17 protein-coding genes and 1 pseudogene are annotated in these 15366 nt (G+C 60.0%); 7 read left to right on the forward strand and 11 right to left on the reverse strand.

The genetic code is table 11. From position 1 onward, the window contains the following. Positions 1 to 298 precede the first annotated feature (298 nt). The 4 genes from AC062T_RS10795 to AC062T_RS10810 all read right to left on the reverse strand — a co-directional run bounded on the left by AC062T_RS10795 (position 299) and on the right by AC062T_RS10810 (position 2637). Complete coding sequence (locus AC062T_RS10795) at positions 299 to 799, reverse strand: hypothetical protein (RefSeq protein ID WP_476029918.1); 501 nt, start codon at positions 797 to 799, stop codon at positions 299 to 301. A 338-nt stretch (positions 800 to 1137) separates the two neighbouring features. After that, positions 1138 to 1407: a DUF3039 domain-containing protein gene (locus tag AC062T_RS10800; protein WP_476029920.1), complete on the reverse strand. Its 270-nt coding sequence runs from the start codon at positions 1405 to 1407 to the stop codon at positions 1138 to 1140. 148 nt (positions 1408 to 1555) lie between these two features. Further along, the gene (locus AC062T_RS10805) at positions 1556 to 2200 is read right to left on the reverse strand and encodes a hypothetical protein (RefSeq protein WP_476029922.1); all 645 of its coding nucleotides are present in this window, start codon (positions 2198 to 2200) and stop codon (positions 1556 to 1558) included. Positions 2201 to 2244: 44 nt separating this feature from the next. After that, the gene (locus tag AC062T_RS10810) at positions 2245 to 2637 is read right to left on the reverse strand and encodes a helix-turn-helix domain-containing protein (protein WP_476029924.1); all 393 of its coding nucleotides are present in this window, start codon (positions 2635 to 2637) and stop codon (positions 2245 to 2247) included. Positions 2638 to 2923: 286 nt separating this feature from the next. Between AC062T_RS10810 and AC062T_RS10815 the strand changes: the two genes are divergently transcribed. Both AC062T_RS10815 and AC062T_RS10820 read left to right on the forward strand, forming a co-directional pair. After that, positions 2924 to 3370, forward strand: coding sequence for a hypothetical protein (locus AC062T_RS10815; RefSeq protein ID WP_476029926.1), 447 nt, complete (start codon positions 2924 to 2926; stop codon positions 3368 to 3370). A gap of 203 nt (positions 3371 to 3573) precedes the next feature. Continuing rightward, positions 3574 to 3807: a hypothetical protein gene (locus AC062T_RS10820; RefSeq protein ID WP_476029928.1), complete on the forward strand. Its 234-nt coding sequence runs from the start codon at positions 3574 to 3576 to the stop codon at positions 3805 to 3807. Between the two features lie 6 nt (positions 3808 to 3813). Here AC062T_RS10820 and AC062T_RS10825 read toward each other — a convergent pair whose 3' ends face one another. The 6 genes and pseudogenes from AC062T_RS10825 to AC062T_RS10850 form a co-directional block, all read right to left on the reverse strand. Beyond that, complete coding sequence (locus tag AC062T_RS10825) at positions 3814 to 4011, reverse strand: hypothetical protein (RefSeq protein ID WP_476029930.1); 198 nt, start codon at positions 4009 to 4011, stop codon at positions 3814 to 3816. Positions 4012 to 4038: 27 nt separating this feature from the next. Continuing rightward, the gene (locus AC062T_RS10830; RefSeq protein ID WP_476029932.1) at positions 4039 to 4539 is read right to left on the reverse strand and encodes a hypothetical protein; all 501 of its coding nucleotides are present in this window, start codon (positions 4537 to 4539) and stop codon (positions 4039 to 4041) included. Further along, positions 4539 to 4949 carry a helix-turn-helix domain-containing protein gene (locus tag AC062T_RS10835; protein WP_476029934.1) on the reverse strand — a complete coding sequence of 137 codons (411 nt, stop codon included), beginning with the start codon at positions 4947 to 4949 and terminating at the stop codon, positions 4539 to 4541. The genes AC062T_RS10830 and AC062T_RS10835 overlap by 1 nt, the downstream gene beginning before the upstream one ends. 30 nt (positions 4950 to 4979) lie before the next feature. After that, positions 4980 to 5369, reverse strand: a complete 390-nt coding sequence (locus tag AC062T_RS10840) for a hypothetical protein (protein WP_476029935.1) — start codon at positions 5367 to 5369, stop codon at positions 4980 to 4982. A gap of 295 nt (positions 5370 to 5664) precedes the next feature. Continuing rightward, a pseudogene (locus AC062T_RS10845) lies at positions 5665 to 6126 on the reverse strand (integrase core domain-containing protein); the annotation flags it as partial. 316 nt (positions 6127 to 6442) lie between these two features. Then, positions 6443 to 6715 (reverse strand): hypothetical protein, encoded by a 273-nt coding sequence (locus tag AC062T_RS10850; RefSeq protein WP_476029937.1) that lies wholly within the window; start codon positions 6713 to 6715, stop codon positions 6443 to 6445. Between the two features lie 573 nt (positions 6716 to 7288). On the opposite strand from AC062T_RS10850, the gene AC062T_RS10855 reads away from it, so the two are divergent. Genes AC062T_RS10855 through AC062T_RS10865 form a run of 3 tightly spaced genes read left to right on the forward strand, consistent with a single transcriptional unit; the run spans position 7289 to position 11528 of the window. Next, positions 7289 to 8296, forward strand: a complete 1008-nt coding sequence (locus tag AC062T_RS10855) for an SMODS domain-containing nucleotidyltransferase (protein WP_476029939.1) — start codon at positions 7289 to 7291, stop codon at positions 8294 to 8296. Beyond that, positions 8293 to 9759 (forward strand): ThiF family adenylyltransferase, encoded by a 1467-nt coding sequence (locus AC062T_RS10860; RefSeq protein ID WP_476029941.1) that lies wholly within the window; start codon positions 8293 to 8295, stop codon positions 9757 to 9759. Before AC062T_RS10855 ends, AC062T_RS10860 begins: the two co-directional genes overlap by 4 nt. Beyond that, entirely contained in the window at positions 9756 to 11528 is a 1773-nt protein-coding gene (locus tag AC062T_RS10865) for an SAVED domain-containing protein (protein ID WP_476029943.1), read from the forward strand. Before AC062T_RS10860 ends, AC062T_RS10865 begins: the two co-directional genes overlap by 4 nt. A gap of 455 nt (positions 11529 to 11983) precedes the next feature. Here AC062T_RS10865 and AC062T_RS10870 read toward each other — a convergent pair whose 3' ends face one another. Then, positions 11984 to 12388, reverse strand: a complete 405-nt coding sequence (locus AC062T_RS10870; RefSeq protein ID WP_476029945.1) for a hypothetical protein — start codon at positions 12386 to 12388, stop codon at positions 11984 to 11986. A gap of 229 nt (positions 12389 to 12617) precedes the next feature. Here AC062T_RS10870 and AC062T_RS10875 point away from each other — a divergent pair, with 229 nt between their 5' ends. Both AC062T_RS10875 and AC062T_RS10880 read left to right on the forward strand, forming a co-directional pair. Next, complete coding sequence (locus AC062T_RS10875; protein ID WP_476029947.1) at positions 12618 to 13514, forward strand: hypothetical protein; 897 nt, start codon at positions 12618 to 12620, stop codon at positions 13512 to 13514. Beyond that, positions 13511 to 15343, forward strand: a complete 1833-nt coding sequence (locus tag AC062T_RS10880) for a hypothetical protein (protein WP_476029949.1) — start codon at positions 13511 to 13513, stop codon at positions 15341 to 15343. The genes AC062T_RS10875 and AC062T_RS10880 overlap by 4 nt, the downstream gene beginning before the upstream one ends. Positions 15344 to 15366: the final 23 nt, after the last annotated feature.

The following is a 15366-nucleotide window of genomic DNA, read 5'->3' on the forward strand; positions in this document are numbered from 1 at the left end:
CCCTTTGTCCGATTAGTGACACCTATGATGTGAGCGTCTCTTCGTGAGACGCTCACAGATCGGGGGCTACGGATTGCTCTGAGCGTCTCAGGCAGCGAAGATCTCCGGGGGCGATGTGCACTCGCACGTTCTCCCCCGGAGATCTTTGTGACTAAGAGGCAGATTGCCTCTCACATCGGAGTGCGTCCTCAGCCGGGGTCCGTTGCACTTATTAGGTTGCTGGCCGCATCGCTGGTAGAAACGGCCTCAGCGTTCAGTAACAACAGGAACTTTCCGCAGCTTCCCTGAAAGGAAGGGTTCAACTCGCGAAAGCGAACAAAGCTTCAACCCCGATCAGAATCACCACTGAGCAAGCTCCGTAGATCGCCGTTCGTCGCGAGAATTCGACCGCCGTAGTCTGAGTTATGCAAGCCGTCGCTGGAACTAGCACCAGCGCCACGGGCGTTATGTAAACCATCGCCCAAGCATCGATCCCGCTTCCCAACTGCCCGAGAAGAACTCCGACAACCACACAGCCCAGCAAAGTGAGGAAAAAGGCCACCACGCCGCTCCAGAATACCCGCGTCCGGTAAGCGCGAGTGAGGGCTAAAGCGCCGGCCCCCAAGAACCCCAGAAACGCGCCGATACTGGCCAAGCTCGGCATTATTGCGGTGAACGTACCAGGATACGGAAACTGTCCAATGTGTATCATCAACCCGACCAGCACCCATACGGCCGCTCCAATGACCACGTTGGCGGACATCCGCCAGGCTAGATCTAGCGAGGCCGTGCTTTCCGGCTCTCTGTTCATGGATGTCACGTTCCTCTTCCCCCAAGGTGAGATTGTCTACCTACTGGATCCGTTCCCGTGGACCCGCTCCGCGCCTCCTCCCGCGCCACTATAGCTAGCAGCCCCCCTGCTGCCGCTTCCTTCGAACCCGAATTGTTCGGCGCGGAGAACGAGGTGCGGTGGCGGGCTGCGGCTTGTCGCCGCTTGCTGTGATCGTACCTCTGAACCAGGCCCTATCGTTGGATCTCGGGGCCTCTACCGTCTTTAAGAAAGAGAAAGTGGGAGATGCCCATGTGGATTGTCTCCGGCCACGTCTCGTCCCTTTCGCCTCAGGCGCGGCTGAGCGCTGGGTAAGTCAAGGTATTCCGCTATCCGGGTAGCGTTGCATGGCGCCGAGCGCACTCCGCGCAGGGTTTCGCTGCCTCAGGGTCGTGCATGGGAACGAACCAATGTCCACACATCGCCTCGACCGGATCGCCCTCGACGGTGGCGGAAGTCAGCTGATTCTTTTTGCCGTAGTGTGCGTATGTTCCGGTCCGGATGCCCGTCGGCAGGTCGCCGTCCGCGATGCCGCCGTCTGCTCGGACTTTCTCGGCAGCCTCAGTCATTCTCGCGGTGACCCATGTTGCGAACGTCATGACGTCATCGCCGACTGGCGCTGGACTCCACGCCGTAGATTCGCAGCAATCGCGGCGAGGATTGCGGTGGTGGCGACGTCGACCGCGCTGGCGTAGACGCGTGAGAGGGCGCGGACGCTGACGATAGCTTCTTGGATTGTCTCGTCGCCTACCGATTCTGTCTCAATCGAGATGCTGAGTTCAGCAGCGGTGCATCGAGAATCTTTGGATGGAGAAATACCATCGGTCCGCTCTCATGACCATCCGCAACGTTTGCCAAGAGCACTAGCGTCGAGATGTGAACCTGCACTTTCCACGCATCGACTTTGGCGATCTCCTGATTGATCGCGAACAGCCGCAGGTCGCCAGCTGTGGGTAGGAAACTATCGGAGTTGGTGCTGCACTCGCCTGAGAACCAGGCGTAGAAGTCGTTGGACGACCCGTCGCGACGATAGCCGGCGGCTCCCAACCAGATGGTGTCCATTGGACTGTCCACGGTCGGGAGCTCAGTCGCCGCGCCTCTCCATCTGGAGGACTTCTGCTTCAGCCACGTTCGGTCGGTTACCGCGCTGATCGTCTCCCGAAGCGTTCCCGAGTCGTCACGTGCCGAGTACTTCATCTCGAACGATTCGATCAGTGGATGGCGAAGCTGATTAAGTGGAGGCATCTGACGGAGCTCACGAGAGACGGTGCTCTTCGGGGAGATGCCAGACATGAGTTCGGCCACCTTGTTGCGAAGCTGCAGCGCGTGTCGACGATCGGAGGTCTCGCTCCAGTCCTCTGCAAGGTGTTCGCAGAGGCACTGGAGAGTCACACACCGATGTCTGCTCACCCAGCAAGCATACGAGAACCTGTCGCCTACGGAGTTTCGTCCAACATGGCGTCTTCTGCAGACGTTCTTGCGGCGAACATCTTCGCGGTGCGCGCACGGGCGCCGCGTACTTCGTCACGATACGAGACGAGGTCCCCGACAAGGATGCGCTTGTCGCGCTGTCCAACAATGTGGAAAGCAAGTGCGCCGGCGTCGAGGATCTTGTAAAGGTGAGTTCTGCTGAGTCCGAGGAACGTTGCGGCCTGCGACGGAGTGCAAACTTGAGTTTCCTCGGCTACGACAACGTTCTCGCCACGATGAATTCCTGTGGAGAGGACGTCGATGGCATCCTTGATGGCGCCATCAGGCAGCGACTTCTTCATCTCATCGAATGACTGGAGTTCGTTTGCGGAAACTTTTGACGCAGTGACGGTGGGCACGGTTGAACTCATTCCGAATAGGCGGGGAATGCGACTGAAAGTGTTATGGGAAGGCGTTGGGCCTTGCACGGCACGGTAGGTTGCGAGTCAGTGGCAATGTCCGTGGCGAATCTCATAAGTGTCACAGGTGCAACAACTTCTGTCAATTTTTCATTTGAGTTTCCTGTGTACTCAACAGATTCTTTTTCTCTGTTCTCAACGCTGCCGTTAGTGGTTGTGTAGCGAAGAATGATGCTTTCGCACTGCTCACTACACACTTTTTTGCCATGTGACCTGAGGAGTCTCAATGTCCGCCGAAGACTTTGGCAACGCAATTCAGATCGCAGCCGTCTTGGCTGCTGTAGGCGCCGCACTCACCGCGCTCCACATATCAGCGAAAGACCGCAAGAACGCTCGAGATATCGCAGTAGACGACCGGAGGGAAGCGCTACGGCACGCGCACCTGATGTTCGAGCTCGATGCCCTCATGCGGTTATCAGAAAACCGGAACAAGGGCGGTTCAACGGACAGGGAGGAGACCCGGCGCCTCGGCTCCCAAGCTCTCACTCTTGTCGGGCTGCTAGGTCCGCAGCGCATCCCGGCCCAGTGGGAGTTTGCCGTGGGTGATGATGAGAAGCTTCGCGCCGCATACGACGACCCCGAGATGCCTGAGTACAAGAAAGACGCGCTCGAAACTCAACTCGCAGTGAACGCGGTCCTGCGTGAGATCCGCGGCTCCATCGCTAGAGAGTAGCTGCGGCGCGGCGGGATTACCTGACTCACTGTTCGCTCAAGCTTCTGGCAGGCTCGAGAAGTCGAAAACGTATGGGCACCAGGATGCTCGGCATCTCCGAATGGATAGTCCACCCCGACCGAGATGTCGTAAGGCAACAGTCGGTCTTGCAGTGGTAATCGCTGCCAGTGAGTCCCTATGCTGACGACAGACGAGGAGTGGACATGGGGATCAAGATCACAGGCGGCGATTTCGGCGGATTCTTCGACGGCGTCATGAAGCAGGCGAGTGACGACGCTCACGAAAAGTTCGCGCAGGGCCTTGCCGAGACAGCTCGAGTGAGAGGCCTTTCCTCGGCCGATTCGATCACGATCGATGCCAAGTCCGACTCCGCAGACTTTCCTCTTGATGCGGAGCGCATTAGACGCCGCGCCAACGAGATTCTCGCGAACGGCTAGCTACCGCTAAAGGTTCTTGCTCTCCGCGATCTTCGCGACAGCAAGTCCGAGCTGGTGGATCGCGAAGCCCATTTCTTCGAAGGCGCGGTCGCGGAAGTCGAGAAGTTCGGCGTCGTTCATCGTGCGAACGGCCGAGTCGGCGTGATCCGCAGCGTTCTCGGCAAACTGCTGGGCGGTGTTCGGAAAGTCGTGCCTGGCGCTCATCGTTCTCCTTCTGTCGGTGGCCTGCCGCTATGCGTCGCTTTCAGAGTGGGAGTTATCATCAGCAGCAACAACTGTGTCCGACTCGTGTGCGGCGCCTAGGGAGATGTCGCCCGGCCTCAAGAGCCCCAACACAATTTGCTCTGTCCTCATTCGCGCAGCAAGGTCAGAGACTGCCGCCCGCACATACGGCCAGGCACTCATGACTGCCACCCGCTCGATGAAGTCGCGCCGCACGTCGATCCCGGTCTCGTAGGGCACCTGCGACAGGTAGTCGGTCACGACATCAACGACGTAGACAGCATCGACTGCTTCGACAGTCGTCTGGAGGCGCACGCTCATGGTCGTTTCATCGTGCTGCGAGAACACTTGGTGTTCCAGACGCGGGCCGTCTTGAAGGTCTTTGTCGTTGCTGTTGTCAGCTCGCTCGACCGAGAGATTCAGGAAGTAGACGTCGTCTAGATCCAACAAGTTCAGAAGGGCGCGGGTGTCCTCCACCTGCACGGGTACCGCCTTGCGTGCCTTGGACATCAGGCCGACACCGCGGCCCGGTCCCATTCGACGGCAGTGCGGCGCTTGCGCTTGCTGGATTCGGTACCGAAGTGGCCGCGGGTTACAGAGGCGCCAGCGAACTGCCACCCATCGAAGCCAGCCGCACCGTCGCGGTAGTCCTGGACGGAGTGCGAAACTAACGCACCGACCGCGTGGGCATATCGCCTGACGGTAGACAGCTTCGGGTCGTTGTCATGGGCCTCGAAGGCTGAGATCGTCGGCTGGGATACGCCGAGCCGATCTGCAACATCCTGCTGTGACAGACCTAGGTGGTCGCGGAGCTCCACGAGGTTGCGCAGCATATACGCATCGTTTTCGGCCAGCTCAAGCGCGAGTCGCTGAGATGGGGAGGATAGATCGACACCCAGTAGGGCTTCCAAGGAAGTCATAGCCTGCAGTCTATACTTCCCGCCTGTGTGCTAGACAACCCCCCAGTTTGTCCCTCGCCCGGCGAAGAATCGGACCTTGGCGAGACTTACCTCTTGGTCCTGGGCGTCTCGGATGTCTTGGGCTGAGCCCTCCAGTGACTTCAAATGGAAACGTAGCCCGATGAGGTGATTCGGCATCTGGGCCGGTTCAGCATGAACGAGTCGATAGAGGTCACGGCCGAAGTCCCATCGGAGTTCGAAGAGCGTTGGATTCCGCCAGATAGGACCTATGTCAGCGCTGTCGGGATGAAGGTCGCCACGTGCGGCCATCTTCATGATGGTCACGAACTGTGCGAGCTTCATCTCTCGCTCCAGCTTCGGCATGCCAGCCAGGGCAGCGTGCATTTCTTGCGAGACGTCTACGGTGGCTGTTGGTTTCAACTGCCAGTCCATGGCACTCGAGCGCGGTCGTGTGCAACGCGAGTTGTGCGCTCGGGTCATCCACGCCTCCTGTGTCGCAGCCGGCGGCCGCGTTTTCGCAGACTACCGGATGGCCGCGACAAAACCAGATGACCGCGGGCGCGGCCGTGGCTTCCAAGGACGCCAAGCTGGCCGTTCAAATCGATGTGCGCAATCGCGGATGTGCCGGGCTTGAGTATTCTGCGCATGGTGCGCTGTTGGTGGTGCGGTACCGGTTTTTGCCTCTAGATGTACTGAGTCATGACGTTGGTGACACTCAGCTGAGGGGTGTTGCTCCGATGCCCGTGTAGATGCGTTCAGTGTTGTTCAGCCAAGGCGCAAGAGCATCGTGTCTGGCTTGGTTGCTGGTGAAGATCTGCCGGTAGGCCCATTCGGTGGCCAGGGTGCGGTTGAGGCGTTCAACCTTGCCGTTGGTCCAAGGGCAATGCGGTTTGATGAAGCGTTGTTGGGCGCGGAGGCCGGCGACGGCCTGTTTGAACGCGGCCGAGTTTCGGTCGGCGAAAGCATTGTCGGAGAGAACCCGTTCGATCTTCGGGATGCCGCAGGCGGCGAAGAACTCTGCGGCGCGCAGGAGAACTCCCGCGGCGGCGGTCCCTTTCTCGTCGTCGTGGATTTCGGCGTAGGCGAGGCGGGTGTGGTCGTCGATGACGGCGTGGATGTAGTCGAAACCGATGCGAACATTTTTGTGTCTGCCAGCTTCTGCAGATTCGCGTCCGTGGGGTGAGCATCGGCGACGACCACGGACTATTCATCGAATACAACGGCGCCTTGTGCGTTCAAAGAATTCGGAGGCGGACAGGGAGAAGTCCCTCAACCTGCTCGCATCAGGTGAATTCCGAAGGACGCTGTGACCGCATTCGCGAGCAGTAGTGGTCTGTAGCCGCCGCTGAATGCCCCCACCTGGCGCCCAAGTGAGCTACTAGCTGCATCACCTGACTATGCTCCTGGCGCCTGTCTACCTACCCGCCCTGCACGTAGGAGCGAGCTGCAGCGACGACGTCGAGGTGTCTCCCGTCGCGTATCGCCTCCGCCGGCTAATCTTCGCCGAGTTCCGGGTTCGTTCCTACAAACCACGCGCGAGCAAGCGCCGCCGAGTCGGCTGCGGCGACGATGTTGAATGCCTGGGCCGCAGCCCGGAGAACTCCTCTCGAGATACTCGGGGGGACGAGTTCCGCGCTTACCCACTTCGCGACAGTAGCTTCGCTGACCCCGGCGATGAAGGCGGTCAGCGGCTTCCCGAGTCCTTCGACCAGAGTCTCCACCATGAGAAGACCGTCAGCGTTTGAGTCGTTGCTCGACTGGTTCATGCGTGGCCCTCTGTCCCGAGGCCCAAACCACGCTCCAGCTTGCGCTGGTATCCCGGAGTCGCCAAGTACGTTCTTGACGGATTCCTTAGACGCTGCACTGGTCCACGCCAAGTCGCACTCGCGCAGCGGCCAAGAGACTCATTGACCGCTGCACGCCACCCATGATTTCGACGATAGATCCGATGGTCGGAAGCAACAGTGCCATCCACGATGGCAGAGGTCACTAGTTGCGTCCTTGACACTATGTCCGACGACTCGAGTGAGCCGAAGACTACGACGGCGGGTTTGGGCCCAACTCGCAATTCGCTCGCGCGACACAAGACGGCGATTGGCTACTTTTCTTGGAGTCGCGACTACTGGCCAGCCGGAGAGTACCATCCTCCGCACCCATTGTTCTCGCGTGTGAACAGATCGGGGTGTAGATCTGACCTACAAGCCCTGTTTCCCGAGCTCGGCCGGGATTCAAGGGGGCGCAGGCAAAGGCGGCAAGTAGCCCCCGCTCTACTCTCGATGTCGGTGGCTTGAGGGAGAATCAGTATATTCCACCCCCTCCAACCCGAATCGGAGGAGCCAATGGCTCATCTCAAGCAGCAGTTCAAGGAAGCACTTAGCGCCATCGAGCCCGGCGATGACAAAACCAACGCGCCGGAGGCGCATCGGCTGGTACGCGACGCGTTAGAAGCGGACGCCAAACTCACCGAGTACGGAGTCTGCCCCGTGCTGATCGGTTCATACAAACGCAGCGTGTCGATCAAACGAATCAAGGATGTCGACGTGTTCGTGCGTCTCCCTGAAATGCCGACGGACGTCACATCGAAGGACATCCTGGACAGGTTCTTCACGGTGCTACACGCAGAGTTCGGCACGGACAGCGACGGACACCGACGCACCAAGCGCCAGGACCGCAGCCTCCAGGTCTCCTTCCCTGAGTACGACCTCTACGTGGACGCAGTCCCAGCCCGCCCCCACTGGGACGGCGAGACATGGGAAATCCCGCAAAAGGGCGACGAGGACGAGTGGGTACGCACGAACCCCGAGGAGCTCACCTCACTGTCCAGCGAGATGAACGCGATCCACGATGGCTACTACGTACCGACGGTCAAGCTGCTCCGCCAGACCCAACGCGCTCAACTCGGCAACAAGAAGCCAGGGGGCTTCTTCTTCGAACTCGCAACGTACCAGGCCTTCGCCTCAGGCGCTGTGTCGGGGAACGACCAAGCGGAATACTACGTGTCCGCTCTGGCCGAAGTAAGCAAGATCATCGAGAACTTCGTGATCTACGGGATCGGTGTGAACGACCCCACGCTTCCTGGTGCGACAATCCGCATACGGGCCACGGACGAGGACCTCGAGGCGGCGCGAACTCGTCTCGCGGATGCTGCCTCCGCTGCGGACGATGCACTTGCAGAGGAAAATGAGGGCACCGCGGCGCTTGCCTTCCAGAAGCTTCTCGGTAAGAACGGGGACGACAAGACGGTGTTCCCGATGCCGCCTGGATTCAACGCGGACGGCAGCAAGCGTGCGTCCGCGATCCTTGCTGGCGCCAGGGTCGTGCCCGCTGGACCAAGGACCTTCGGTTGAGCCTGACCGAGTACGACGACTACATCGCCTACTCGCGGCAACACTTTGAAGAAGGCCTCATCCGCGCCGGCTTCGCCGAAAACAAAGCCGGATGGCGGGGATCCATCCAACACTCCGGCAGAGCCACGGAGGTACTTATTACGTTGCGATCGCGGTTCCCGTTTCAGCCGCCGCGTGTCGTTCCCGTCGAACTCGGACAGGTGCCCTGGTCATGGCATCGAGAAGTAGACGGCTCATTGTGTCTGGTCGCCGAAGACGATCACGATGGATTGTGGTGGACCGAGGCGAGTAAGTTCATTGAGCACATCACCGCTTGGTTCGAGCAGTCAGACGCCGACTGGCCGAACGACCGTCCAGACCTTGACCTCGACCGGTACTTCACTCTATCCGAGGATACTCGCATCTATTTGTACGACGATCTCGCCGAACAACGAAACAGGTTTGTGCGCTTCCGCCCTGCAAATAACAACGTCATGCGGATGGGCATGGGCACGCGACCAGCAAAACCGACGAAAGCGAACAGAGATCGATTCGGATACGTTGCCGAGCTCGGCCAAGTAGCCGTTCCTCCCCGGACCTGGGACGACATCGCGGCGCTGATCGATCCCACCGTTGATCTGGACCGCCGGATTCGCGCGCACACTGTGACAGTCGTCGTTCTCATTTACCGACGTGGTTCACACGACGGCGCGATCGCTCTGGAAGTCTGGCCAACGACGGCCGGCGGGATCGCCGTCAGACGTCTGCGTTCTGGAGCGGATACTGACCAGGCAAAGCAAGCCCGCACAGGCATACACGCCCCTTCACTCCACGATTCCCGTGTCGCTATCGTCGGCATCGGCGCGCTGGGCTCCTTCGTTGCCGACACCATCGCGAGGTCTGGCATCCGCCATCTGACCCTTGTTGATAGTGACATCGTTATGCCCGGCAACCTCGTTCGTCACCTTGTCGGTCCCGAAGCGGTTGGGCTAGCAAAGGGCAAAGCTGTGAAAGAACATCTGGTGGCGCGCAAAGAAATCGCAGCCGCCGACGTCGCAGTAGTCAATGACCGGCTCACCTCAGGCGACAAAACCGTCGAGCTCCTGAGAACCCACGACCTCGTTATCAACACCACAGCCGATTTCGCCACCACAGCACTCCTCCACGTCACGGCCCAATCGCTGGGAATGCGAGTCCTCTCGGCAGCACTCCAAAACAACGGTGACACGTACCGCATTGACGTGTTGCCACCGCTCGACGGCGCCACTCCTCTCCCTCCCTCAGCCCTCGATGCACACCTGACCAGAAGTGAAACGTTCGAGGCGGGATGCGGAAGCCCCATTTCCCCGACACCGCCATATGCAGTAATCGAAGCAGCCGCGGCAACAGTGCGCCACGCCATCGGACTGCTCGTCAATCATCCTCGCCATCCGGCCGGAGAAGTAAGGCACATAGCCACAACCCCGGAAGGACCTCAGCGGTGACCCACCTGCCCGCCCTCATCGAGATGAGAGGCGACACACAAGAGACGATCGCAGCCGAGACCGCGAAGCATCTGCCCCTCGAGACAGGTGGCATCCTTCTCGGCTACAGGGAAGGGCACAATATCGTCGTTACCCATGCCTTGGTTGTCGATGGCCCCGGCTCCACCTCCAACAACTACGTTCGAGACGACATCCGAGCAAACGAGCTCCTTGAGGAGTTCCTCTCCGGGCGAACAGACGACGATCCGACGGGCTACATCGGCGAATGGCACAGCCATCCCGCACCCTCGGGGCCGAGCCCGACAGACCTCGACGCCATACGCGCAACCGCAAAGCGAAGCGACGGTGCAATTGCCCTAGTCATCCATGCGCTCGGCCGAACCCAGCCGTTCGTCGGACTCATCGCCCAACGGCAACGTTGGGGTCGCATCACGACAACCGACACCGCCGTCTCTATCCCCGAATCCAGGTTCGAGCCGCTGGGGATCCTGCCCGACCGAGCAGTCCGTGGTGCCGGTCCCGTCTTCATCTCGTATCGGCAGTCCGACGGAACACCACAAGCGGAATCTCTCGAAAGCCTTCTCAGAGCTGCCGGACTCGTCGTTTGGCGAGACCACAACGACCTACGCCCTGGCACAACGACCGACCGGCTCGAACAAGCCCTCACTCATGGGCTCTCGGCTGGTGTTCTCGTCGTAACCCCTGAGATCGTTCACAGCGAAATCGTCCGCGAGCGCGAATTGCCTCGTCTGCTCGAACTCGACAGAGACCCCGCATTCAGTCTGTGTATCGCCAACACGATTTCTCGGGCCGGCAGCACGTCGGAGTGCGACTTCAACAGTCCAGACCGTCTCCTTCGGCAGGCACCCGCGCGGACGCTCGCTGACAAGAAGCAGAGCAACATGCTGAGCGTCTACGGTGAAATAGAGATCGTGCGTGATCTACTGATGCACCGAATCGAGCAGCGCAAGCCTGGAATCCACAAGGAAGGCCGGCCCTTCACCATCCGAGTCCAGACACGTCCGACACCGTTTGCCTTCGAGGCTGACGAAGATGATTTGCACATCCGTATCAATCCGTCCGACAACGGGCGTCTGCCTTCGCGCGATGGACTCAAGCGTTTGAAGACCACTTTGCCTCTCACCGGGGACGCCGTGTACGCCTCGAGTGCGAAAACCGCAAGGATCTCCGGCGGGGCGCACCTCTCGGTCGCCCTCGCAATTGGAGCAGCGCTGCCTGAAACCAAGATCGGCAACATCGAGGTGCTTGATGCTCGCGATCAAATTTGGTCGTCAGTCATACCCGAAGACGATCCGATAACGACTCGAATCCGCAGCAGCCTCATACCACTTGAACAACCGCGACTCCTCGAGTTACCCAACCGTGCCGCAGTCTTCGTAAGCCTCGCGCCCGACCCAGATCAAACAGCCTTCAAGCGCATCCTGCACGATTCCACCGAACAGTTTGCGAAAGCGGCCGTCATCTCAGTTGTCGGACCAGATCGGATTGATCCGAGAGAAGCGGGGCGGCTCAGCGCTGACGTTGCTAAGCAGATCAGACAGCTGGCCGCGAAAAGCGGACGTGCCGAAATACATCTTGCATTCCACGGCCCCTACCCAATGGCCGTACTTATCGGGCGCTATCTCAATACCCTCCGCACGGTGGTGTACGAATGGGAGAACAACGACGTCAGTGATTCACACTATTCGCCAGCCCTGATCCTCGAACCCGGTGTCGTCGGAGGGCCGATCACAGACGTACTTATCTAGTTAGGGATGCGGTGCATCCTGACATCAGTAGTTTGAGCTTGCCGATCCTCAACCCTACAAACGCCACCTCAGGGCTCGTACGACCCAGACTTCGAATCTCTCTCGATAGATTTGATCGCACTTGAGACTTGCCAGAAGTCCTCGAGGAAGTTGGCCAACTCACCTTCGGGTTTCATCGTCCAAGCACCTTGGAACCCCACTTCGCACCGTTGGATCTGCGCAATAGGCCGCGTGGTGTCGTTGATTGATTCGGGGGCATTGGCGCCGCGGTGTCGAGTGACAGTCATGTGGTCAAGATCGAAGACATAGTGGCTGGTAGCGGTGGTCACCGTCCATACGCCGCCCTCGTTACCGAGCAGTCGCTCGACTGAAGTTGGCCGCTCTGCGTCTCCACCCATGATTTCGACGATAGATCCGATGGGCAGGAGTAACAGTGCAATCCACGATGGCAGCGGTCACTGGTTGGCTTGGCTCGCAAGCTCTGCCATGGCTACCGAACGCACCCGTTCGAACCGCTCACACCACATGGTGAGATCGGCCAATTGCATCAGGGTTTCTCCGCGCTGAATGCGGATAACTCGGTCATAGCTCATCCCCGGCGCGGCTGGCCGCAACTGTTCGAGGTAGTCAGCCAAACCGTACCCGTGAGCCAGGAGCTCTTCACGAATCGCGTTCGACACCGCATGTTGAAGTTGCGCGCCACGAAAGCGCGGGTCGGCATCGTCAACGCCGTCGGCGGGCACCAAACGGCCACTCATTCGGCCGAAGCTCTTGGGGTTGGCTGCGAGTTGTCGTGGCTCAAACTTGAACCCCGACGATGCTCGCACCCGCTCACGCCCGGTCACCGACGTCGTTTCCATGCGACGACTTTATACCCATAGCATCTCAGTTTCGCTTCAACGGAACGGTTGATGCCGTGTCCTAGCGGGGAATAACCCTAAATAGAGAACATCGACAGAGTTTGGCGCCGCACACAGACACCTTGTGAACAACAAAACGGCTTCCACCCCCGCTTCATCTTCTTTCGATTCGCCGCCGCGTGAGGATGCGATACTGGATGGGCGTCACTACCGCTCCGAACCGGAGGAGGTGATTGCCTCATTGCAGCAGTACGCACCGAATGGCTCAGAGCGTGAATGGCTCGCGATTCGGGAGTTTGTTTTCGATGCCGCAGTGCTCACCGCAGCGGCCTCGTCATATCCTGCCGATCGCGTCCTTAAGATCACCGCGGGCTTCGTGCGTTGGGCCGTCACTGAACAGGGGCTGACGCTAGAGTCAACCGCGATCTTCTCCCGACGACTCATCGAGTTCTACTGCAACAGCCTCAACCTCTCTGACGGATCAATTGCGACCTACCGTTCGGTGCTTGCCCGCGTCACTGAGGTTGTTGCACCCAGCGACAGCGTGACCGAGTTCACGCCGATTCGACGCCGCGTCATCCAGGCTCCGTACTCCGACAAAGAGATGAACTCCGTCGTAGCGTGGGCGAAGGGGCAGCCAACTGCGATCGGGCGTCACAACGCCCGCGCCATGCTGGCCCTCATTGCCGGCGCCGGACTCCGTCCGGCCGAGATCCTGCTCGTTCAGCCCGCGGACATCGTCAGCGACGCATACGGGGTGACCGTCACAGTGCGCGGCGCAACAGCCCGGATGGTACCGGTGTCCTACGAGTGGGAAAAGTGGGCAATCCAAATAGCTACAGATCGCCCCGCCGGCCGCCCCCTGTGGGGTGCTCCGGGTCGCACGGTGAAGAACAAGAACTTCATCAACGAGTTCGCCACCAGCAGTGCAGGAGAGGCGCCCAATAGCGCAAGGCTGCGAGCGACGTGGATTCTCAGCCACCTCAAGGCCTCCACCCCGATGAAGGACCTACAACGCGCCGCTGGCTTTACCAAGTTCGACAATCTGCACCACTACCTCGAGTACATCGAAGCCGCCAACGACATCGATTACCGTCGCGCACTTCGCGGAGCTGGCCGCTCATGAGCACCCCACTCCACCTGACCGCCACCGGCGCAAACCTCCTAGAGTCACGCTTCAGGGAAACCTTCGGCCTCTCCCACCACGACTACGAGAAAGAAACACGCTCCCACCCTGTTCCGCGCGCGTACTTGAACACTGCGCTCCGAATCGTCGACACCTCCGGGGCAATCGAGCAGATCGAAGCATGGACCAGAGCCGACCGAAAAGGCAACGCCGGTCGACCCGCCATCATCCCCGCCCGCGCAGTCTTGGCTCTGTTCCTGCTCAACATGCAGGCAGGGCGAGGCGTGACCTACCCCGAACTCGCCGACACCATCCACCACCGCCTCACCATCGAGCACTTCGCCACTCTCGGCATCAGCGACACGGAGGGAGACCGCCACGACTGGTACAACCGCATCTGGCGTGCCGCCAACAGGCTCGTTCACACCATTGACCCTTATCCGGCACCCCGCAATCGCATCCTCAAGGCCGACGAATTCCGGGCCCTCCTGGCCGCCCAAGCAACAGCCGACGGTACACACCGCCGAGAGCGCAACCAACAGCGACTCGACGTCCTCTGCAACCTCCTCGTCGTAGCCTCTCTACGCCTCCTGCCCAGAGACATCTGGAGCCGCTACCAGGGGAACGCAGCGATCGATGCCACGCGAGGACGCATCAGAGGCCCCAAGAACACCACCGGCGACGGAGACCGGAGCAACCCCGACGCCTTCTCCACCCGCTACGCACGCTATGGAAACCACGAGGGCACCGGAGCGGGAACCGACGAAGCCGCCTATGAGCTTGAAACGGCTGTCATGGTGTGGAACCAGCCTGGCGAAAACCAGCAGTTCCCTTCCCTCATCACCGCAATCAGCTGTCACAATCCCGGCAAACTATCGGGCCACGCGGCAGAGCTCGTCCGCCGCCACATCGACCTCGGATTCACCGCACCCTACGTGATAGTCGATCGCGCTTACAACGGCGAGAATCCAGACAACTTCCACATCCCCATCAGGCGGATGGGGGCGCGACCCGTGTTCGACTACAAAGCCCTCGACCTTGGCCTCCAGAGCTACTACGAAGACCTCATCCTCGTCGACGGTAACTGGCACGTGAACTGGATGCCCGAGGGCCTCATCACAGCGACCGCCAGCAACGCAACTTTCCTTGGCGAAGCCGAAGCCGCCGAGAAAACCATCTGGCGGTACCTGAACAAGCCGAACCACGACAACATCACCGAGAGCGACTACCAAGCAGCTATCGAAGTCCGCGACGAGCTTGCGGGTCCGCTCGCGAAACTCGACAAACTCATCGCTAATCGCGAGCCATACCGCATGATCCCCAAGGGCCGACCCGATGCTGACGGGTGGCAACGATTCAGCTACCCCGACATCAAAAAGATGCCGCAGGCTCCGGAACACGCTCCCGCCACAACGAGCATCTCCGTTCCGCCACTGCTCCCGAAAAGCGACGCCAACCGCAGCAAAGGCGGAAAGAACGCGCCCCAACCGATCAAACACCTCCAGCCACTGCGATACCGGTCCCTTAAATGGCGACGCTACTTCGGGATGCGCAGCCTGGTCGAGGCATCCAACAACCTCCTCAAGAACGGGCGCGAGGACATGGCAAACCCTAGAAAGCGCTCCGGACGCGGATACGCGTTCAACTACCTAGCGATGGCCATCGCAGTCGTTTCCTCAAACATCGAGCGAATCACGACATTCTTCACCGCAGAGGCAAGCCGCGTCGAAGACGGCGGACCCCGCCACCGCGCACGGCGCCGAAAAGACCCCTCCGGGCAGCCCCTCAGCCGAACCCCCGGCAGATCTGCCCTCAGCGCCCAACGCTAAGGCACCTCACACAACTAGCTTCC

It is taken from the genome of Homoserinimonas sp., from assembly GCF_056262345.1.